The sequence below is a fragment of the Burkholderia sp. BCC1993 genome (genome assembly GCF_905339865.1).
Classification (GTDB): Bacteria; Pseudomonadota; Gammaproteobacteria; order Burkholderiales; family Burkholderiaceae; genus Burkholderia.
Window position 1 is genome coordinate 70,103 of record NZ_CAJPGZ010000021.1, and the last position, 22,440, is coordinate 92,542.

Genomic DNA, 22,440 nt, shown 5'->3' on the forward strand with positions numbered 1-22,440 from the left:
ACTTGGCCGAAGCGGCCGGACCGAAGGACTTCACGCACATGACGAGTTTCCCGACTGCGTTGCATCACCGAATCCGCGAACTGGCGCGCCGCGCCCCCGACGCGCCTGCGCTCGCCGCGCCTTTCCAGAACGACCTGCGCCTGTCGCGCGGCGCGCTCGACGCGCGTGCGTCGCACCTTGCTCGCCAACTGCGCGCGGCCGGTGTCGGCGCGGAAGTGCGGGTGGGCGTCTGCGTCGAGCGCTCGTGCGAGCTGTTCGTCGCGCTGCTCGCCGTGCTGAAGGCGGGCGGCGTATTCGTGCCGCTCGATCCGCGTCATCCGGCCGCGCGCCTCGACTGGATCGTCCGCGATGCGCAACTGCGGCACGGCGTCGTCGATGCGGCCGGCCGCGCGGCGCTCGGCGCGTCGTTCGAACACGCGTTCGACGCAACCTCGGCGGATGCCGATGCCTGCGTCGACGACGAAGACGTGCCGGTGCATCCGCGCTCGGCCGCCTACATGATCTATACGTCGGGCTCGACCGGCACGCCGAAGGCGGTGGTCGTCGAGCACGGGCCGCTCGCCGCGCATTGCGATGCGCTCGCGGCCGCGCTGCCGATCGCGGGCAGCGACCGCCTTCTGCATTTCGCGTCGGTCAATTTCGATGCCGCGCACGAGTGCTGGCTCGCGCCGCTCGCGGTTGGCGCGAGCGTGACGATTGCGCCGCCGCAACCGTTCGCGCCGGACGCCGCGCATGCGCTGATGGTGCGCGAAGCGGTCAGCGTCGCCGCGTTCCCGCCGGCCTACCTGCGCGAATTCGCGGCCGTCGCCGCGCGCGACGGCGTGCCGCCGGCCTTGCGCGTGCTCGCGTTCGGCGGCGAAGCGCTGCCGCAACAGGCGTTCGAATTCGTGCGCCGCACGTTCCCGTCGGTGCGCCTGATCAACGGCTACGGGCCGACCGAGGCCGTGATCTCGCCGATGCTGTGGCCGGTCGAGCCGGGTGAAATGCCCGTGCTGGCGGCGGACGATGCGTATGCGTCGCTGCCGATCGGTCGCGCGATCGGCCCGCGTGTCGCGCGCATCGATGGCGACGAGGCCGGCGAGTCGAATGAAGCGGGCGAGGGCGGCGAGCTGCTGCTCGGCGGCGTGTGTCTCGCGCGCGGCTATCACGGCCGCCCGGCGCTGACCGCCGAACGCTTCATTCCCGATGCGCACGGCGAACCCGGTGCCCGCGTGTACCGCACCGGCGATCTTGCACGCCTGCGCGTCGACGGTGCGTTCGATTATCTCGGCCGCCTCGACGATCAGGTCCAGGTGCGCGGCGTGCGTGTAGAGCCCGCGGAAATCGCCGCGTGCCTGCGCACGCATCCCGCAGTGGCCGACGCGGCCGTGATCGCCGAAACCGGCGCCGGGCCGACGCGGCTGATCGCGTGCGTCGCGCTGCGCGCGGCCGCCGACGATGCGGCGCTGAAGGCGCACGTGGGCGCGCAATTGCCCGCCGCGTGGCAGCCGCACCGCTTCGTGCGCTGCGACGCGCTGCCGTACACGCTGAACGGCAAGCTCGACCGTGCCGCGCTGCGCGAGCGCAGCGCCGCCGCGCGCGACACCGAAGCACCGGCCGGCGCCGCGCCGCGCACGCCGACCGAAGCGCAGATCGCCGGCTTCTGGCAGACGTTGCTCGGCCTCGACGCGACGCCGTCGCGCGATGACCGCTTCTTCGCGCTGGGCGCCGATTCGCTCGCCGCGATGCAGCTGCAGGCCGCGATCCGCGCCGCGTTGCGCGTGAACCTGCGGCTCGACACGCTGTTCGCCGATCCGGCACTGGCCGAGCTGGCCGCGCACGTCGATCAGGCGGAGCGCGAAACGGGCGAGCCGCTGGCCGCGATTGCCGCACGCCGTGCACCGGACGAAGCCGCCGCATCGGGTGCCCCGTATGTCGATCGCGCGGCATCGCTCGCACAGCAACGCTTCTGGGTGCTCGCGCAAACGCGTGACGCCAGCGCCGCGTATCACATCGCCGCGCACTGGACGATCGACGGCGCGCTCGACCGCGCCGCGCTGCAGCGCGCGCTCGATCACGTGATCGGGCGGCACGACGCGTGGCGCACGACGCTCGTCGACAATGACGACGGCATCGTGATGCAGCGCATCCATGCACACTTGCCGGTGTCGATCGCGACGCTCGACCTGCGCGAGCAACCGCCAGCCGCACGCGACGCGCAAGCCGCGCGTATCGCCGAGCGCGACGCGGGCGCGCCGTTCGATCTGTCGAACGGGCCGCTCCTGCGCGCGACGCTCGTCGTGCTCGCCGACGAGCGCCACCGGCTGCTGCTGACCGCGCACCACGCGATCACCGACGGCTGGAGCTCGCGCTGCGCATTCGACGAATTGTCGGCCGCGTACCGTGCGTATGCGGAAGGCCGCGAACCGTCGTTGTCGCCCCTGCCGATCCAGTACGCCGACTATGCGGACTGGCAGCGCGACATGCTCGCCGGCGGCGAAGGCGAGCGTCAGCTCGATTACTGGCGCGGCGCCTTGCGCGACGTGCCGGGCCCGCTCGCGCTGCCGGTCGATCGGAACCCAGGTGCGACGCGCACGCTGCAGGGCGCACGCGTGTCGGTTCGCCTGCCCGACGCGGTCGCGGCGGACGTCCGGCGTCTCGCGCGCGATGCGCAGGCCACGGTCTTCACGGTACTGCTGGCCGCGCTCGACGCATGGCTGTCGCGCCTGACCGGCGAGACCGACGTGGTCGTCGCGGTGCCGGTCGCGCATCGCCAGCGCCCGGAAACCCGCGCGCTGCTCGGCCTGTTCCTGAATACGGTCGCGCTGCGCGTGCGGGTGGCGCCGACGCTGCCGTTCCGCGCGCTGGTCGACGCGGCGCGCACGGCGGCACTCGACGCGGTCGCGCACCAGGACGTGCCGTTCGAGCGCGTCGTCGATGCGGTGAGACCGCCCGTCAGGCGCGGCGACGAATGGCTGCGTGTGAAATTCGCGCAGCAGTTCGATGCGCGGCACGACAGCGTGCTGCCGGGCGCGACCGCCGTTGCGACGCCGGGGCCCGATCTCGCCGCGCGCTTCGACTTCGCACTGGATTTCACCGACGACGCGCACGGGATTGAACTGGTCGCCGCCTATGCGACCGACTGCATCGATGCCGACACCGCGCGCGCATGGCTCGACAGCTATGCGGCGCTCGTCGTGGCCGCCGCACATGAACCGCACTGCGCGACGGCCGCGCTGCCGTGCGATGCGTCGCCGGCATCGCGCCAGCCGCGCGATGGCCGTGCGTTGCGGATCGAACACGCCGACATCGTCGCCGCGTTCGCGCGGCAGGCCGCCGCGTATCCGCATCGCGTCGCACTCGCCGATGCGTCGGCGTCGCTGACGTTCGCCGAGCTCGACGATGCGTCGAACCGTATCGCACATGCGCTGAAACTGCGCGTCGCGACGGCCGAAGCACCCGTCGTCGTCTGCATCGAGCGTTCGGCCCGCTTCGTCGTCGGCCTGCTCGGCGCATTGAAGGCCGGCGCGCTGGCCGTGCTGCTCGACCCGGCCCAGCCGGCCGCGCGCCTCGCGGCCGCGGCCGCCGATTGCGGCGCACGCTGGGCGCTCGTCGCGCAGGGGCGGGACGGGGCCGCGTGGCTGGCCGGCAGCGCCGCACAGCCGCTCGACGTCGACACGCTCGCGCAGGACGCGACGCTCGCGCATGCGGCCGGCATCCGCGTCGCGCCGCATCCGGAACAGGGCGCCTACCTGATCTATACGTCGGGTTCGACCGGCACGCCGAAGGGTGTCGTCGTGTCGCACGGCGCACTGGCCGACTACGTGCAGGGGATGCTCGACGAACTCGCGTTCGCACCGGACGCGTCGTTCGCGATGGTGTCGACCGTCGCCGCCGATCTCGGCCATACGACGCTGTTCGGCGCGCTGTGCGCGGGCCGCACGCTGCACCTGCTGCCGGCCGCGTGCGCGTTCGATCCGGACCTGTTCGCCGACGAGATGCGCCGCCGCGACGTCGGCGTGCTGAAGATCGTGCCGAGCCACCTGCAGGCGCTGCTCGACGCGTGCGTGCCGGCCGACGTGCTGCCGCGCCATGCGCTCGTGACCGGCGGCGAAACGCTGACGTGGGCGCTCGTCGCGCGAATCGCGGCGCTCGCGCCGGCCTGCCGCGTGATCAACCATTACGGGCCGACCGAAGCGACCGTCGGCGCGATCGCGTGCGACACCGCGTCGATCGCCGCCGATGCGCGCGATCCCGCGAGCGGCGTGCCGCTCGGCGGTCCGCTGCCGAATGCGCGCGCGCTGGTGCTCGACGTGTTCGGCGCGTGCGTGCCGGCCGGCGCGGCGGGCGAACTGTATCTGGGCGGGCCGGGTGTGGCGCGCGGCTACCTGAACCGGCCCGCGCAGACCGCCGAGCGCTTCGTGCCCGATCCGTTCGCGCCCGGTGCGCGCCTGTATCGCACCGGCGACCGCGTGCGCCTGCGTGCGGACGGCCGTCTCGCGTTCCTCGGCCGCATCGACGACCAGGTGAAGATTCGCGGCTATCGCGTCGAGCCGGGCGAGGTGAGCGCGGCGGTACGCGCGGCCGGCCCGATCGCGCAGGCCGAGACGCTCGCGATCGAGCACGACGGCCGCCTGCGGCTCGTCACGTTCGTCGTGATGCGCGACGGCTCGGCATTCGACGAAGCGGCGGTGCGCGCGGCGCTCGGCGCGACGTTGCCCGACTACATGGTGCCCGCGCAGTTCGTCGCGCTCGCGCGCCTGCCGGTGACCGCGAACGGCAAGCTCGATCGCGCGGCGCTGCGCGAACTGGCCGCATCGCCGGTGGCGGTGGCCGCCGGCGATGCGCCGCAGGGGCCCGTCGAAACGGCGCTCGCCGAAGTCTGGCAAGCGGTGCTGAAGGCGCCGCACGTCGGCCGCGACGACAACTTCTTCGAGCTCGGCGGCGACTCGATCCTGGTGCTGCAGGTGATCGCACGCGCCCGCAAGCGCGGCGTGCGCTTCACGCCGAAGCAGCTGTTCGACGGCCCGACGGTCGCCGAACTCGCGCGCATCGCGAAAACCGGGGACGTCGCCGCCGCAACGCCGGCAACGACATCGGCGGCGCCGGTTCGATCCGCAACCGCTGCCGCAGCGGTCCTGACGCCTGCGCAGCAGCGCTTTTTCGCGCTCGACGTGCCGCATCCGGGCCACTGGAACCAGTCGGTCGCGTTCGACGTGCGCGGTCCGTTCGACGCCGACGCATTCGCGCGGGCATTCGACGCGTTGCTCACCCATCACGACGCATTCCGCCAGCGCTTCACGCGTGGTGCGGACGGCAAGTGGCACGCGAGCGATGCGCCGAAACCGTACGACGCGCTGCCGTTCGTCGAAGTCGCCGCACGCGACGAAGCCGATGCACTGGCGCGCTTCGATGCGTTGCAGCGCCGCCTCGACCTCGGCCGCGGGCCGCTCGCGTGCGCATGCGCGGCGCGGCTGCCGGACGGCGCGACGCGGCTGTATCTGGCGATTCACCACGCGATCGTCGACGGCGTGTCGTGGCGCATTCTGCTCGACGACCTCGACGCCGCGTATCGCGCCGCATCCGAGCGCACGCCGGTTCGCCTGTCGCAGCCGGGCCTGCGCGCGGATGCGTGGGCCGCGCGCCTCGCGCGTGCCGCGACGGAGCCGGCGTCGCCGTTCGCCGCTGAAACGGCGTACTGGGCCGGCATGGCACAGGGCGACGACCTGGTGCCCGATCATCCCGACGCGCCGGCGACGAACGCCGACGCGGCCGTCGTCGTGCAGACCATCGACGCGGCATTGACCCGTGCCGCGCTGACCGACGCGCACGCCGCGTATCGCACGCAGACGATCGAACTGCTGGGCGCGGCGCTCGCGCTGGCGCTGGCCGGTGCCGACGCCGCCGCATCGTGCCGCGTCGAACTCGAAGGGCATGGCCGCGAGGCGCTGTTCGACGATGCGGACGCGAGCCGCACGATCGGCTGGCTGACGAGCCACTATCCGGTCACGCTGCCGGTCGAAGCCACCGCGCGCGACACGCTGTGCGCGGTCAAGGACACGCTGCGCGCGGTGCCGCACAAGGGGCTCGGCTTCGGCGTGCTCGCGCATTACGGCGACGCGGCGACGCGTGCGGCGCTGGCCGCCGTGCCGCGTCCGCGCGTCACGTTCAACTATCTCGGCCAGTTCGACGCACCGCGCGACGCGACGCTCGTGCCGCGCTTCGGCGGCACCGGCATCGAGCGCGACCCGCAAGGGCCGCTCGGCAACACGCTCGCGATCCATGCGTACCTCGATACCGACCGCGACGGCGCACGCACGCTGAAGGTTCACTGGGTATACGGCGCACCGCAGTTCGAGCGCGCGACGATCGATGCGCTCGCGGAACGCTTTGCGGCCGCACTGCGCGCACTCGCCGACGCATGCGCGTCGCGTGTCGCGCATCGCGGCGGCGGCGCAACGCCGGGCGACTTCCCGCTCGCGCAGGCTGCCGGCCTCACGCAGGCCGCGATCGAGCGCGCGCCGCTCGACTGGCGCACGATCGACGACGTGTATCCGCTGTCGCCGATGCAGCAGGGGATCCTGTTCCATGCGCTGTTCGCGCCCGGTCATGCGAGCTACGTGAACCAGCTCGTCGCGACCGCGACGGCGCTCGATGCCGACCGGCTCGCGGCCGCGTTCGCCGCATCGGTCGCACGTCACGACATCCTGCGCACCAGCGTGATGCCCGACGAGGCCGCACCGCTGCAATGCGTGCATCGCCATGCGCGGATGCCGGTCGAACAGCTCGACTGGCGCGCGCGCGGCGACACGCTCGACGCCGACTTCGACGCATGGCTCGCGGCCGACCGCGCACGCGGCTTCGACTGGCGCGAGCCGCCGCTGATGCGGCTCACGCTGATCCGCGTGACGGACGACGCGTGGCGCGTCGTGTGGACGCGCCACCACGTGCTGCTCGACGGCTGGAGCACCGCGCGCCTGCTCGCGGACGTGCTGCGCGACTATCGCGACCCCGACGCGGTATCGCCGTTCGCGAGCCGCCCGGCGCTGCGCTATCGCGACTTCATCGCGTGGCTCGGTACGCGCGACCGCGACGCCGACGAACGCTTCTGGACCGGGCGGCTCGCGCGTCTCGACGCGCCGACGCTGATCGCCGAGCGCGCGGCCGACCGCGCGGACGCCGAGATGGTCACGTGGCGCGCGACGATCGACGCGGATGCGACGACGCGTATCGCGCACACAGCGCGCGCGCTGAAGCTGACCGTCAACACGCTGGTGCAGGGCGCCTGGGCGCTCGCGCTGCAGCGCATGACGCACCAGCCGGCCGTCGCGTTCGGCGCGACCGTCGCGGGCCGTCCCGATGCGCTCGCGGACGTCGATACGGTGCTCGGCCTCTTCATCAACACGCTGCCGGTGATCACGGCACCCGCGCCGCAACAACGCGCGGCCGACTGGCTGCAAGGACTGCAGCGCGAGAACGCGGCGGCCGCCGAGCATGCGCATACGCCGCTCGCCGACATCCAGCGCTGGGCGCGCGGCGCCGGCGGCGCACTGTTCGACACGCTGGTCGTGTTCGAGAACTACCCGGTCGACGACACGGTGCGCGACGCCGATCCGCGTGCGCTCGTGCTGAGCGGCGTGCGCAGCATCGAAGCGACCGATTTCGCGCTGACGCTCGTGATCGAAAGCGGCGCCGAGCTGACGATCGACTACGGCTACGACACCGCGCGCGTCGATGCGCACCAGGTCGAGACCTGGCACCGCGCGTTCGCGTGCGCGCTCGATGCGCTGGCCCGCACGCCCGACGCGCTGCTCGGCACGCTGTCGATCGCCGACGGCGCGACGCGCGACGCACTGGCACGCGCGCAGGACACCGCACGGACCTGGCCGGACGCGCAACGGCAACCGCTGCATCTGCAATTCGCGGACGCCGCACGCGCAACGCCCGACGCGATCGCACTCGAATACGCGGATGCCCAGGGCCACGTGCAACGCGCGACCTATCGCGAACTCGACCGGAACACGACGCGCGTCGCCGCCGCATTGCGCCGGCGCGGCGTGCAGCCCGACACGCCGGTCGCGCTGTGCGTCGAGCGTTCGTTCGACATGGTGACGGCGCTCGTCGGCGTGCTGAAGGCCGGCGCCGCGTACCTGCCGGTCGACCCCGACTATCCGGCCGAGCGCATCGCGTACCTGCTGCGCGACGCGCGGCCCGCGGTCGCGATCACGCAGGCGCATCTGCGCGCGCGAGTCGAGGCCGCGCTCGGCAACGACGCGACAACGCAGTTGCTGACGGTCGCCGACCTGCTTGCCGACGAAGCGAACGAAGGCGGCGAACACGTCGAAGCGGGCGATGCCGGCGCCGAGACCGACATCGACGCCGCCCAGCTCGCGTACCTGATCTACACGTCCGGCTCGACCGGCAAGCCGAAGGGCGCCGGCAACTCGCACGGCGCGCTCGCGAACCGGATCGCGTGGATGCAGCACGCGTACCGTCTCACGCGCGACGACGTCGTGCTGCACAAGACGCCGTTCGGCTTCGACGTGTCGGTGTGGGAATTCGTGTGGCCGCTCGCGACCGGCGCGAAGCTCGCGATCGCCGCGCCCGGCGACCACCGCGATCCGGCCCGCCTCGCGGCCGCGATCCATGCGCACGGCGTGACGGTGCTGCACTTCGTGCCGTCGATGCTGGCCGCGTTCGCCGCGTATCTCGACGATTTCCAGGCCGCCGCGCAATGCGACAGCGTGCGCCTGATCGTCGCGAGCGGCGAGGCACTCGCGCCGGAACTCGTCGCGAAGGTCGCGCGGCTGTTGCCGAACGCGACGCTCGTGAACCTGTACGGGCCGACGGAAGCCGCGATCGACGTGTCGCACTGGACCTGCGGCCCCGACGACGCCAACGCATTCGCGGTGCCGATCGGCCATCCGATCGCGAACCTGCAGTTGCACGTGCTCGACGCGGCCTGGCAGCCGGTGCCGGCTGGCGCGACCGGCGAACTGTATCTGGCCGGCGCGGGGCTCGCGCGCGGCTATCTCGGCCGCCCGGGGCTGACCGCCGAGCGTTTCGTGCCCGATCCGTTCGTGCCGGGCGCGCGCATGTATCGCACCGGCGACCTCGCACGGCGTCGCGCCGATGGTGCGCTCGACTACCTCGGCCGCGTCGACACGCAGGTGAAGCTGCGCGGCCAGCGGATCGAGCCGGGCGAAATCGAGGCGCTGCTGCGCACGGCGCCGGGCGTGCACGACGCGGTCGTGATCGTGCGCGACGAGCAGCTGATCGGCTATGTCGCACGCGGCGATGGGGGGCCGCTCGACCGTGCGGCCCTGCTGGATTCGCTGCGCGCGCAGTTGCCGGCCTACATGGTGCCGTCGCAGCTGATCGAACTCGACGCGCTGCCGGTCACGCCGAACGGCAAGTGCGACCGCCATGCGTTGCCCGCACCGGTGCGCGAGGCGGCCGCGGCCAGCGAACTCGCGACCGACACGGAGCGCGCGCTCGCGGCGATCTGGCAGCGCGTGCTGCACGTGGATGCGATCGGCCGCGACGACGATTTCTTCCTGCTCGGCGGCCACTCGCTGCTCGCGACGCAGGCCCATGCGCAGGCGAACCTGCACTGGGGCCTCGCGCTGCCGCTGCGCACGCTGTTCGACACCCGCACGCTCGCACGCTGCGCGGACGCGATCGATGCGGCCTGCGCGGCACGCGGCGCGACCGACGCGGCGAGCGCGATCGACGCGCTGCTCGGCGAACTGGAAACCCAATAAGGACGACGGATGACGAGGATGCAACCCGACTGGCTCGCACTCGCGACGCGTTTCGCGCAACTGCCCGACGCGCAGCGCGCGGTGTTCATCGACAAGCTCGGCGCGGCCGGTATCGACTTTCGCATGCTGCCGATCCCGCCGCGCACGCCGCGCGGCGACCGTGTGCCGGCATCGTTCGCGCAGACGCGGCTGTGGCTGCACGCGCGGCTGATCGACGCGCCCAACGCGTATCACATCACCGAGCGGCTCGCGCTGACGGGCCCGCTCGACGCGCACGCGCTGCGGCTCGCGTGCGACGCGCTGATCGCGCGCCATGAAGCGCTGCGCACGACCTTCGACGAAGCAGAGGACGGCGTCGCGCAGACGATTCATCCGCCGCTGCGCTGCCCGTGGCGCGAGACCGGTCTCGAAGCGCTGCCCGACGCGCAGCGCATGGCACGCGCCGAAAGCATCGCGACGGCCGACGAAGCCGCCGCGTTCGATCTCGGCGCGGCGCCGCTCATGCGCGCGCACCTGATCCGTCTCGACGCGACGCATCACTGGCTCGCGCTGACCGTTCACCACATCGTGTCGGACGGCTGGTCGTCGGACGTGATGCGGTTCGAACTCGCGGCGTTCTATCGCGCGTATGCGTCGGGTGCGCCGGTGCCGCTCGCGCCGCTGCCGATCCAGTATGCGGACTATGCGCTGTGGCAACGCCGCTGGCTCGATGCCGGCGAGCGCGATCGGCAGCTGGCGTTCTGGCGCGAGCGCCTCGACCCGCAACGCGGCGTGCTGACGCTGCCCGGCGCGGCCGCACGGCCGGCGCGCCGCAGCGCGCGCGGCGCACGTCACGTGTTTTCCCTCGACGCACACACCGGTGCGCGGCTGCGCGCGTTCGCGGCCGCGTCGGGCGCGACGCCGTTCGCGGTGCTGCTCGCGGCGCTCGACGCGCTGCTCGCGCGCGCGACCGGCGATGCGCGGATCTGCGTCGGCGTGCCGGCCGCGAACCGCGAGCGCGCGGAAACGGCCGGCCTGATCGGCTTTTTCGTCAACACGCTCGCGATCGATGTCGACGTGCCCGCGCACGGCGATTTCTCGTCGCTGGTCGCGCGCACGCAACGCGCGCTCGTCGATGCGCAGATGCATCAGGACGTGCCGTTCGAGCAGGTCGTCGATGCGCTCGGCGTGCCGCGCAGCGCAAGCCACCATCCGCTGTTCCAGGTGATGGCCGCGTACGGCGAGCGCCGCGCGCTGCCGGCGCTGGGCTCGGCATCGGCAACCTTGCTGCCGTCCGGCACGCCTTCCGCGAAATTCGACCTGACGCTTGCCGTCGAGGCGACGCCCGACGGCACGTTCGACGCCGCCTTTATCTACGCGCTCGATCTGTTCGACGGCGACGCGATCGCGCGGCTGGCCGCGCGCTTCGTCACGCTGCTCGGCGATGCGCTCGCGCGCCCCGACATGCCGATCGGCGATCTCGACTGGCTGCCGGCCGACGAACTCGCACAACTCTTCGCGTGGAATGCGCCGGCAGGCGCGGCCGAAGCAGAACCGTTCGTGCCGGTGCATGCACGGATCGCCGCGCATGCGCAGGCACGGCCCGACGCACGCGGTGTCGCCGACATCGATCGCGCGCTGACGCGCGGCGAGGTCGACGCGCGCGCGGCCCGCATCGCGCGCAACCTCGTCGCCGCCGGGGTGCAGCCGGAAATGCGCGTCGGCGTCGCGCTGCAGCGCTCGGTCGACCTGCTGGTCGCGCTGATCGCGGTGCTGAAGTCGGGCGCCGCGTTCGTGCCGCTCGATCCGGCGCATCCGCGCGAACGGCTCGCGCAGATCGTCGGCGACGCGGGCATCGCGCACGTGCTGACCGACGGCGCGAGCGCCGCGTCGCTGCCCGAGCTGCCGGCGCTGCGCGTCTGGCGCGCGGACGCAGTCGACGCGCTCGACGAAGCCGCGGACGTCGCGCTGCCGGACGTGCTGCCCGGCCATGCGGCGTACGCGATCTACACGTCCGGCTCGACCGGCAAGCCGAAGGGCGTGATCGTCGATCACGCGGCGTTCGCGCGGCATTGCGCGGCGATCGCCGAGCGCTACGGCGCGGGCGAGCACGACGTGTTCCTGCTGTTCCAGTCGGTCAACTTCGACGGCGCGCACGAAGGCTGGTTTTCGCAGTACCTGTCGGGCGCCGCCGTGTCGGTGACGGCCGACGTGCTGTGGCCGCCCGCGCAGACCTGCGCGATGATGGTCCGCGACGGCGTGACGATGACCTACGTGCCGCCCGGCTGCGCCGCGCAGCTCGCCGAATGGGCGCTCGCGCACGGCGCGCCGCCGACGCTGCGCTCGCTGACCGTCGGCGGCGAAGCGACGTCGCGCGAAGCGTTCGCGATGTTGCGCCGCGCGATGCCGAACGTGCGCGTGGTCAACGGCTACGGCCCGACCGAAACCGTGATCACGCCGACGCTGTGGATGTTCCGTCCCGGCGACGATCTCGCGAAGCTCGGCGACGCCGCGTACCTGCCGATCGGCACGCTGGTCGGCGCGCGCACCGCGCACGTGCTCGACGCGCGGCTGCATCCGCTGCCGGTCGGCGTGATCGGCGAGCTGTACCTGGGCGGCGAGGGGATCGGCGTCGCGCGCGGCTATCTCGACCGTCCCGCGCTGACGGCCGAGCGCTTCGTGCCCGATCCGTACGGCGCGCCGGGCGCACGCCTGTACCGCACGGGCGACCTCGTGCGGCGTCGCGCGGATGGCGTATTCGACTTCATCGGCCGCGTCGATCACCAGGTGAAGCTGCGCGGGCTGCGCATCGAACTCGGCGAGATCGAGGCCCAGCTGGCCGCGCACGATGCGGTGCGCGAAGCGTGCGCGGTCGTGCACGGGCAGGGCGCGCAGGCGCAGCTCGTCGCCTACGTCGAACTGACCGCCGACGCGCAGGCGGCCGTGCAACCGGTGGAGGCCGCGACGCTCGACGCGCATCTGCGCCGCACGCTGCCCGACTACATGGTGCCCGCGCAGCTGATCGTGCTCGACGCGCTGCCGCGCAACGCGAACAGCAAGGTCGACCGTGCGCGGCTGCCGGCGCCGGTGCGCGTCGAACGCACCTACGAGGCGCCGCACGACGGCGACGAAATCGCGCTCGCAGCGATCTGGCGCGACGTGCTGAACGTCGAGCGTGTCGGCCGCGGCGATCACTTCTTCGAACTCGGCGGCCATTCGCTGGCGGCGGTGCGCGTCGCGACCCGCGTCGCCGAGCGGCTCGGCCGCGACGTGCCGGTGCGCGCGCTGTTCGAAGCGCCGGTGCTCGCGCAATACGCGCGCCAGGTGGCCGACGCGCCGCGCGCCGCGCACGCCGGCGCCGCGGCGCCGGGCGTCGCGATGGTGAAGCCCGATGCGCACGGCGTGTGGCCGCTGTCGCCCGCGCAGCTCGGCCCGTGGTTCCTGTGGCGCGCGCAGCCGGACAGCGCCGCATACAACATTCCGGTCGCTTTGCGCGTGCGCGGCCCGCTCGACGTCGATGCGCTGCGCGCGGCATTCTCGGCGGCGGCCGCCGCGCACCCGGCGCTGCGCGCACGGCTCGTCGCGCGCGACGGCATGCTGCCGGGCCAGCGGATCGACGCCGCGGCGAGCGTCGCGCTGCCGGTGCTCGACCTGTCCGCGCAGCCCGACGCGCTCGCCCGCGCGACGGCGCTGACCGGCGCCGATGCGCTCGCGCCGTTCGATCTCGCGGCCGACGCGCCGCTGTGGCGCGCCCGCGTGCTGCGGCTCGGCGCGGACGATCACGTGCTGTCGGTGACGATTCATCACATCGTGTCGGACGGCGAATCGATCGAGCTGTGGCTTGACGCGGTGCGCGCGCACTATGTCGCGCTCGTGCGCGGCGAAGCGGCCGCGGTCTCTTCGGCGTCGACGACGACAATGACGCCAGAAAACACGCCGCTCGTACTGCCCGCGCCGTGCCATCCGGCCCGCGTCGCGTACTGGCGCGATGCGCTGGCCGACCTGCCGCCGCCCATGCTGCCGCAGCGCGCCGACGCGCCGGCCGTGCCGCAATGGCGTGCGGCGCGCATCGCGTTCGAATTCGACGCGTCGCTGATCCGTGCCGCGCGCGACGCCGCGTCGGCGGCGCACGCGACGTTGCCGATGCTGCTGCATGCGGCGCTCAATACCGCGCTGTTCCGCATGACCGGTGCGGCCGACCAGCCGGTCGGCGTGCTGGCATCGACGCGCGAACTCACGGGTGAAGCCGCATGCGACGCGCTCGGTCTCTTCATCAATTCGGTGGTCGTACGCACGCGGCTCGATTCCAAGGCCCGCCGCGCGGACGTGCTCGCACAGGTGCGCGATACGGCGCTCGCCGCGTATGCACATGCCGACGTGCCGTTCGCCGACGTCGTCGCGGCGCTGCGCGCGCCGCGTGCCGCGCGGGCCAATCCGCTGTTCCAGGTGATGTTCAACTACCTGCGCCCGACCGGCGCGGCCGAACGCGACTGGGCCGGCCTGTCGCTCGCCGGCTTCGACGACGTGCGTCATCGCGTCGTGTTCACGCTGGAGCTGGACGTCGTCGAGCATCCGGACGGCCGCGTGAGCGCCGCGTTCTCCTATGCGGACGAACTGCTCGACGGCCGCTTCGTCGATGCGCTCGTCGATCTTTACCACGATGAAGTCGCGCGTTTCGCCGGTGCGGCGCAAGCGGCACTCGGCGTGCCCGATGCGCTGTTCGCCGCGCCGGCAGCGGTCGCGGTCGCACCAGCCGGTCACGCGACCCATGCCGCGGCGTCATCGCGCGCGCCGAACACGGCTGCCGCGCTCGCCGCGCTGTGGTCGGACACGTTCGCGACGGCCGCGCCCGCGCCCGATGCCGATCTGTTCGAGGCCGGCGCGACGTCGTTCGACGTCGTGCGTTTCGTCGATGCGGCGAGCCGCGCCGGGCACGCGCTGACGGTGGCCGACGTGTTCGCGTCCCCGACGCTCGCGGCGCTCGGCACGCATCTCGACGCAGCGGCGCACACGCGACTGGAGGTGCGCGATGCTGGCTGAAGTGCGCCCGGACGGATTCACGATGCTCGATACGTACCGCCTCGCGTTCGCGGACGGCCTGTTCGCGGTGCGCGACGGCACGGAGATCCGTGTCGCACACGGCGACGGCATCGGCGCGCAGTTGCTGCGTGCGCAACTCGGCGACGACGGCGCGCTGCGCCTCGTCGCCTACAACCACCGCGCGGCGCCGGCCGACCAGCGCCGCGCGCTGCTGGCCGCGCTGGCCGCGGCGTTTTCGGACAGCGCGCGCCACGCGGCGATCCGGCTCGACCCGGCCGCGTGGCCGGCGGTCGCGCTCGATGCGCTGCGCGCGAGCGGCGTGCTGGCCGACGGCGGCCGGTGCATGCGCGAGGGCTGGGCCCAGCAGGCCGATCTGTGGCGCGTCGGCACGCATCTGCCGTGCGCGACGCTGCCGATGCTGACCGACGGCCGGCGGCATCCGCGCCGGCCGCCCGCGCCGCGCGGCGACGTGTATGCACGCGACCTGCCGGCGCTCGGCGTGCGCTTCACGCTGCGCGGCTGGCAGCCGGAAGAGGATGCCGCGCGCCTTGCGCACTGGTTCGACGAGCCGCGCGTGCGCGACGGCTGGCCGGGCACGCAGCCCGGCGCGAACGGCACGGCGCCCGATACCGATCCGCACGTGAGCCCGCTCGTCGGCTGCTTCGACGGCGAACCGTTCGCGTACGTCGAGGCGTACTGGCTGAAGGAAGACCCGCTCGCGCCGCACGTCGACGCGCGCGACTACGACCGCGGGCTGCGGATGCTGGTCGGCGCATCGCGCTGGCGCGGCCCGCATTGCGTGGCGGGCTGGCTGCCGTCCGTCGTGCATTACCTGTTTCTCGACGACCCGCGCACCGAAGCGGTCGGCTGCGCGGTCCCGGCCGGCCGCGCGCGGGTCGTCGATACCCTCGCGCGGCATGGCTTCGCGCGGCAGCGCCGCCTGGCGCTCGCCGACGGGCAGCCGCTGTGGATGCGCACGCTGCGCGAGACCTTCTTCTCCGGCCGTCACGTCTGACGGGCCGGTTTCACCGACAAGGGAGCTGAGAGACATGCAGAGAGAAACCGTATTCGACCTGATCGGCGTCGGCTTCGGGCCGTCGAACCTGGCGCTGGCCGTGCGCCTCGCGGAACGCCGCGGCACGCGTCCGTTCGCGCATTGTTTCGTCGAACGCCAGCCGGAATTCGGCTGGCACCGCGGCATGCTGCTCGACGACTGCCGGATGCAGATCTCGTTTCTGAAGGATCTCGTCACGATGCGCGATCCGAAGAGCCGCTACACGTTCATCAACTATCTGTTCGAACGCGGCCGGCTGAACGAATTCGTCAACCTGAAGAACTTCTATCCGACCCGCGTCGAATTCCACGACTACCTGAGCTGGGTCGCCGACGCGTTCGACGAGCACGTCCACTACAGCGAAACCGTCACGGCGATCGAGCCCGTGCGCGGCGACGGCGCGCGCATCGACGCGCTGCGCGTGCTGTCGTGCGATGCGACCGGCCGCGAACGCCAGCGCGTGACGCGCGCACTGTCGGTCGGCGTCGGCGGCACGCCGGCGGTGCCGGACGCGTTCGCCGCGCTCGGCCGCGATCGCGTGATCCATTCGTCGTCCTACCTGACCGACATCGACCGGCTGGTCGCGTCGCCGGACGGCGAGCGCCGTCGTGTCGCGGTGATCGGCGCGGGGCAGAGCGCGGCCGAGGTGTTCATCGACCTCGCGCGCCGCTTCCCGCACGTCGACGCGAGCCTCGTGATGCGCGCGGGCGCACTGAAACCGGCCGACGACAGCCCGTTCGTCAACGAGATCTTCAGCCCCGCGTTCACCGACGTCGTCTACGCGCAGCCGCACGACGCGCGCCGCGCGCTGCTCGAGCGCTATCGCGACACCAACTACGCGGTGGTCGACCGGCCGCTGATCGAGCAGATCTACGAAATGCTGTACCTGCAGCGCATCGACGGCACGCCGCGCCACGCGCTGCGCGCGAACAGCGCGATCGAGGCCGCGGTGCGCACCGCCGACGGCCGCATCGAGCTGACGTTGCGCGACCGGATGAACGGCGCGACGCACGTCGAACGCTTCGACGCGCTGGTGCTTGCGACCGGCTACCGGCGCGACACGCATTCGGCGCTGCTCGAAGGACTCGCGCCGCACCTGGGCGATGCGCTCACGCACGGCGACGTCACGCGCGACTACCTGCTCGCGACGCCCGAGCATTTCGCGCCGCGCATCTACCTGCAAGGCTGCTGCGAAGACAGCCACGGCCTGTCCGACACGCTGCTGTCGGTCCTGGCGCGCCGCGCGGACGAGATCTGCGCGTCGCTCGAAGAAGGGATCGCGCCCGGCCATGACGACGGCGCGGTCCGGGCGCTGCATGAACAACGACACCAAAACGGGGCGAGCGCGGGCCGCATGGCTTTCGCTCTTTGACAAAGGCGCGGTCGGAGACCGCATCAAAAAAGTGGAGCAGAGAAAGATGGAGTGGGCAACAGGCACGCGTGTGCGTGCGATCGCAGCCGCGGCGAGCGTGGCGTTCGGGATGGCGGCAGGGCACGCATACGCCCAGACGGCGCCGGCCGTGAACGCAGGTGCCGCGGCGTCGGCCGGCAGTGCGCAGAACGGTGCGACGGCGAGTGCGGCGGCAAGCACGTCGACCGGCGCACAGAATGGCTCGACGACCGGCACGCTGCCGGCGATCAACGTCAACGCGGGCTCGGAAGGCGACGGCACGGTCGGGCTCGTCGCGAAGCGCAGCCGGACCGGCACCAAGACCGATACGTCGATCAACGAAATCCCGCAGACGATCAACATCGTCACCGCGCAGCAGATCGAGATGACCGGCGCGACCGACGTGAACGCGGCGCTGCGCTACGTGCCGGGCTTCTCGTCGTACGGCTCGGACAACCGTTCCGACTGGTACGCGGCGCTGCGCGGCTTCACGCCGACCGCGTACGTGAACGGCCTGCAGGTGCCGAACACGCTGAACCTGTCGAGCTGGCGCGTCGATCCGTACATGATCGACAGCATCACCGTGCTGCGCGGGCCGACGTCGGTGCTGTACGGCGCGGGCGACCCGGGCGCGATCATCGACGTGCAGACCAAGACGGCCGACGGCGAGCGCGTGCGCGAAGCCGGCGTGCAGTTCGGCAACTATGCGCGCAAGCAGTTCATGATCGACGTCGGCGACAAGCTCGACGTGGACGGCAAGTATGCGTACCGGTTCGTCGGCGTCGCGCGCGACGGCAACGCGCTGACGGGCCCGAACAACGACCAGCGCGTCGCGCTCGCGCCGTCGTTCCGCTGGCGCCCGGACGCCGACACGTCGCTGACGCTGTCCGCCACCTACCTGCAGGACTGGGGCGACATCTCGTCGAACTTCCTGCCGGCCGAGGGCACGGTGTTGCCGAACCCGAACGGGCAGCTCAGCAAGGACGTCTACGGCGGCGATCCGAATTTCAACTACTACCGCAAGAAGCAGTGGTCGCTCGGCTACCAGTTCGAGCGGAACCTGGATTCGATGTGGACGTTCCGGCAGAACGTGCGCTGGATGCACCTGTCGCTCGACAACGGCTCGGTGTTCGGCGCGGGCTTCGCGGACGACAGACTGACCGACATCGACCGCTGGGCCGGCGTGTTTCAGACGAACTACAGCCGCTTCGACATCGACAACAACCTGCAGGGCCGCTTCGGCACGGGGCCGCTCGAGCACACGCTGCTGCTCGGCTTCCAGTACAACCGGCAGACCGCGACCGACAGCGAATGGCTGGCCGCCGCGCCGACGCTGAACATCTACAACCCGGTCTACACGCCCGTCACGCTGTCCGTGTTCTCGCCGCCGAACACCACGTACCGCACCAACACGTACACGACGATGAACACGTTCGGGCTGTACGTGCAGGACCAGGTCAAGTGGAACCGCTGGACGCTGACGCTCGGCGGCCGCGAGGACTGGGTCAACCAGCGGATGGACGACCGCGCGGGCGGCACGCAGTCGAAGGCCGACATCTCGGCGTTCACCGGCCGCGTGGGCCTCACCTACCAGGGCGACTACGGGCTGTCGCCGTACGTCAGCTACGCGACGTCGTTCAATCCGCTGATCGGCGTGAACCTGTATGGCGGCGGCCTGCCGCAGCCGACCCGCGGCAAGCAGATCGAGGCCGGCCTGCGCTGGCAGCCGCCCGGCAAGAACCTGATGCTGAGCGCGGCGATCTACCAGATCAACCAGACCAACGTGCTCACGTCGACGCCGCTCAATCTCGATCCGTCCGGCACGACGTCGGTCCAGACCGGCGAAGTGCGCTCGCGCGGGATCGAGCTGAACGCGACCGGCAAGCTCACGCGGAACCTGTCGCTGATCGCGTCCTACGTCTACCAGGACGTGAAGAACGTGAAGGCGAACGACGCATCGCTGAACAACTGGCCGGTCGACGTTCCCCGGCCGCGCCAGATGGCGTCGCTGTGGGCCGACTGGACGTGGCACACGGGGCCGCTCACGGGCTTCGGCCTGGGCGGCGGCGTGCGTTACCAGAGCGCGTCGGCCGGTGCGGCCGACAATTCGCTGACGGTCGCGAGCTACACGCTGTTCGACGCGGGCGTGCACTACGACACGCGCAACTGGCGCTTCGCCGTGAACGGGACGAACCTGTTCAACCGCCACTACATCAGCGGTTGCCAGTCGACGAGCGTGTGCATTTTCGGTACCGACCGCACGGTGCTCGCCACCGCGAAATACAACTGGTGACGCCGCGCGCCGCGGCGCGCCGGCCGGCCTTCGGGCCGGCGCGGGCGGGCCGCGGCGCCGTCGTCCGCTTTTTCCACGACGCCTCCATGCCGAAGAAAAATCTCGTCTACATCCAGTCGCTGCGCAACGGCGCGGCCGATCGCGCCGGCCAGCCGGTCGCCTACCAGGGCGGCACGCGCTACATGAAGGCGCCGCTCGAATTCCTCGTCGAGCGCCTGAACGACTCGCCGCTCGGCGAACGCTATGCGCTCAAGGGCGTGATCGTCGACGACGACGCAGGCTCGCCGGCCGACCGCGCGAAGGTCGCCGACTACGGCTTCGCGCGCACGCCGGGCCGCCCGTGGCTCCTGCCCGACGGGCTGACGGTGCAGGGCCGGCCGGTCGACGAACTGTTCTGCACGATTGCGTCGACGTACCGCCGGCTGCCGCGCGACGCGCGCGAGCGCGTGGCGGGCAAGCAGGCGTTCGAGCGCCGCCTGCTCGAACGCCTGCTCGAACTCGACGCCGACGTGGTCGTGCTCGACGGGCTGCTCGTGATCCTCGACGAGCTCGTGCGTCCCGGCGCACGCTTTCACCGCCGCATCGCGAACATCCACCCCGGCATTACGGCCGACGCTTCGCCGTACCAGCGGCGCGGTGCGTGGGCGACGCTCGACGCGCTGCACGGCGCGCGCGGCGAACGGATCGACTGGGCGAGCGGCGCGACCTCGCGCGTCGAACCGGTGACGATGACGGGTGCATCGTTCCACTACGTCGACAACGGCATCGATTCCGGCGAGGTGATCTGCGACGTGCTCGACACGCCGATCGCGCCGGACGACACGATTCTCGAACTGCGCTGGAACAACTTCCAGCGCAGCCTGTTTCCGGCGCTCGAGCAGGGGCTGCACATCCTCGCCGACCGCCACGACGCGGGAGCACTGTGATGGAAGACACGCTGACGAAACCGGCCAATGCGGCAGACGCGGTCGAAGGCGAGGTGGCCGCGGCACTCGACGGTGCCGCGCACGGGCAGGAGCCGCCCGCCGTCGAGCGCACGCTCGACGCGTGGCGGCCCGGCGATCCGCCGGCGGCGCTGCTCGCGGAATTCGTCGCGCTGTTCAACACGGACACGCGGCACGACGCGGCGACGGTGTCGGTGTCGCTCGGCAGCGCCGATCCGGCGGCCGTCGCGTCGTACGTCGCGCGCGCGGTGCGCGAAGGCGTGATCGACGGCGCGCGGATCGCGGGCGACCGGCTGCGCCTCACCGCATCGCGCGCGACGTTCTGGCAGAACCCGCGGCCGTGGCTGAAGGCCCCCGCGTCGGGCGGGATGCCGCTGCGCTACACGATCACGAACGGCCACCGGCATCCGGTGCGGCCGCCGTCGCCGGCCGACGAGATCTATGCGCGCTACATGCCGCAGGTCGGGATGACGTTCAGCCTGCGCACCGTCGACATCGATGCGCATGCGCCGCTGTTCAGCGACTGGATGAACCTCGAGCGCGTCGCGCATTTCTGGGATCAGCGCGGCACGCTCGACGAGCACGCCGCGTATCTCGCGGAGCGGCTCGCCGATCCGCACATGCATCCGATGATCGGCTATTTCGACGACACGCCGTTCGGCTATTTCGAGTTCTACTGGGCGAAGGAGGACCGCCTCGCGCCGTTCTACGACGCGCACGACTACGATCGCGGGCTGCACCTGCTGATCGGCGACTCGCGCTTCCAGAGCGCGGGCAAGCTGCATGCATGGTGGAGCGGGGTGCTGCACTACATGTTCGTCGACGAACCGCGCACGCAGCGGCTCGTCGGCGAGCCGCGCGTCGATCACGTGCGGCATATCGCGTACATGCACCGGCTCGGGTTCCATACGCTGAAGGAGTTCGATTTCCCGCACAAGCGCGCGGCGCTCACCGTGATGGAGCGCGAAACATTCTTCGACACTTTCCGGTTGCCGTGACGGGGACGGGGGCGCGCAGTGTCGAGGCGTCGACGCGTCGATGCGTCGATTCGCAAGCGTCGACGTTTCGCGCGGCTTGAAGGGGCGCGCATCGGCCGTTCGGGATATGGATCGGGTGGGCGACATGAGGAAGAATGGCCGCTCCCTCATCGCAGACAGGTCGTGACGACATGGCAAGCACACCCGCGACAGCATCAGGCGCGATCCCGTATCCGCGCCGCCAGATATTGACATATGCCAGCATATGCCTAGAATGGGTGCATCGTACTCCGTTGGAGTGGCTCATGCGCACCGTTTCCATTTTCAAGAACGCCCGTAACCAGGCAATCCGCATCCCGAAGGACATGGAATTCGAGGGGGTGACGGAACTCGAGATCCGCCGCGAGGGCGACACGCTGCTGCTGCGGCCGGTGCGGCCGACGTGGCTGTCGCTCGCGAGTGAACCGCTGGCCGATGCCGACTTCCTCGTCGAGCGCCCGGCTGTCGTCGAATCCGGCCGTTTCGACTTGTCCGGCGCCGATGACGCTGCACCGACGGAGTCGGGCCGGTGACCACGCTCTACATGCTCGATACGAACATCTGTTCGTTCATCATGCGCGAGCGACCGCCCGTGGTGTTGTCGCGGCTGCAGTCGTGCGTCAATGCGCAGCACCGGATCGTCGTGTCGGCGATTACCTATGCCGAAATGCGGTTCGGCGCGGTCGGCAGAAAGGCATCGCCGAAGCATGCGGAACTCGTGACGGCCTTTGTCGCGCGGCTGGACGGCGTGCTGTCGTGGGATACCGCGGCGGTCGATGCAACGGCGGCGATTCGCGCCGACCTTGCCGCGCGCGGCACGCCGATCGGCGCAAACGATGCGTCGATCGCCGGTCACGCGATCGCGGCCGGTGCCGTGCTCGTCACGAACAATCGTCGCGAGTTCGGCCGCGTCGCGGGGTTGTCGCTCGAAGACTGGGCGGCCTCGGCCTGAGGTTGTGAATGCGCGGTGGCGTTGCGCTC

The 22,440-nt window shown here is 71.7% G+C and carries 9 protein-coding genes; all 9 read left to right on the forward strand.

Translation table 11 applies throughout. The annotated features are described in order from the left end of the window. Positions 1-38 precede the first annotated feature (38 nt). The 9 genes from U4Y91_RS30595 to U4Y91_RS30635 all read left to right on the forward strand — a co-directional run bounded on the left by U4Y91_RS30595 (position 39) and on the right by U4Y91_RS30635 (position 22,411). Complete coding sequence (locus tag U4Y91_RS30595; protein ID WP_321808189.1) at positions 39-9,743, forward strand: non-ribosomal peptide synthetase; 9,705 nt, start codon at positions 39-41, stop codon at positions 9,741-9,743. Between the two features lie 9 nt (positions 9,744-9,752). After that, complete coding sequence (locus U4Y91_RS30600; RefSeq protein WP_321808190.1) at positions 9,753-14,762, forward strand: non-ribosomal peptide synthetase; 5,010 nt, start codon at positions 9,753-9,755, stop codon at positions 14,760-14,762. Next, the gene (locus U4Y91_RS30605) at positions 14,752-15,777 is read left to right on the forward strand and encodes a GNAT family N-acetyltransferase (protein WP_321808191.1); all 1,026 of its coding nucleotides are present in this window, start codon (positions 14,752-14,754) and stop codon (positions 15,775-15,777) included. The genes U4Y91_RS30600 and U4Y91_RS30605 overlap by 11 nt, the downstream gene beginning before the upstream one ends. A gap of 34 nt (positions 15,778-15,811) precedes the next feature. After that, entirely contained in the window at positions 15,812-17,188 is a 1,377-nt protein-coding gene (locus U4Y91_RS30610) for a lysine N(6)-hydroxylase/L-ornithine N(5)-oxygenase family protein (protein WP_321808192.1), read from the forward strand. 46 nt (positions 17,189-17,234) lie between these two features. Next, a complete protein-coding gene (locus tag U4Y91_RS30615) occupies positions 17,235-19,499 on the forward strand; it encodes a TonB-dependent siderophore receptor (protein ID WP_321808193.1) in 2,265 nt (754 codons plus the stop codon). 86 nt (positions 19,500-19,585) lie between these two features. Continuing rightward, on the forward strand, positions 19,586-20,425 hold the full coding sequence (locus U4Y91_RS30620) for a formyltransferase family protein (RefSeq protein ID WP_321808194.1): 840 nt from the start codon (positions 19,586-19,588) through the stop codon (positions 20,423-20,425). Next, positions 20,425-21,441 carry a GNAT family N-acetyltransferase gene (locus U4Y91_RS30625; RefSeq protein WP_321808195.1) on the forward strand — a complete coding sequence of 339 codons (1,017 nt, stop codon included), beginning with the start codon at positions 20,425-20,427 and terminating at the stop codon, positions 21,439-21,441. Before U4Y91_RS30620 ends, U4Y91_RS30625 begins: the two co-directional genes overlap by 1 nt. Positions 21,442-21,725: 284 nt before the next feature. After that, a complete protein-coding gene (gene vapB, locus U4Y91_RS30630) occupies positions 21,726-21,992 on the forward strand; it encodes a type II toxin-antitoxin system VapB family antitoxin (protein WP_044843570.1) in 267 nt (88 codons plus the stop codon). Beyond that, positions 21,989-22,411, forward strand: coding sequence for a PIN domain-containing protein (locus U4Y91_RS30635; RefSeq protein WP_257773187.1), 423 nt, complete (start codon positions 21,989-21,991; stop codon positions 22,409-22,411). Before vapB ends, U4Y91_RS30635 begins: the two co-directional genes overlap by 4 nt. The last annotated feature ends 29 nt before the right edge of the window (positions 22,412-22,440 follow it).

Excerpts from the sequence above, each read along its gene's own strand:
- U4Y91_RS30595 (WP_321808189.1), top strand. The coding sequence starts at position 39 with ATGACGAGTTTCCCGACTGCGTTGCATCACCGAATCCGCGAACTGGCG.
- U4Y91_RS30600 (WP_321808190.1), top strand. The coding sequence starts at position 9,753 with ATGACGAGGATGCAACCCGACTGGCTCGCACTCGCGACGCGTTTCGCG.
- U4Y91_RS30605 (WP_321808191.1), top strand. The coding sequence starts at position 14,752 with ATGCTGGCTGAAGTGCGCCCGGACGGATTCACGATGCTCGATACGTAC.
- U4Y91_RS30610 (WP_321808192.1), top strand. The coding sequence starts at position 15,812 with ATGCAGAGAGAAACCGTATTCGACCTGATCGGCGTCGGCTTCGGGCCG.
- U4Y91_RS30615 (WP_321808193.1), top strand. The coding sequence starts at position 17,235 with ATGGAGTGGGCAACAGGCACGCGTGTGCGTGCGATCGCAGCCGCGGCG.
- U4Y91_RS30620 (WP_321808194.1), top strand. The coding sequence starts at position 19,586 with ATGCCGAAGAAAAATCTCGTCTACATCCAGTCGCTGCGCAACGGCGCG.
- U4Y91_RS30625 (WP_321808195.1), top strand. The coding sequence starts at position 20,425 with ATGGAAGACACGCTGACGAAACCGGCCAATGCGGCAGACGCGGTCGAA.
- vapB (WP_044843570.1), top strand. The coding sequence starts at position 21,726 with ATGCGCACCGTTTCCATTTTCAAGAACGCCCGTAACCAGGCAATCCGC.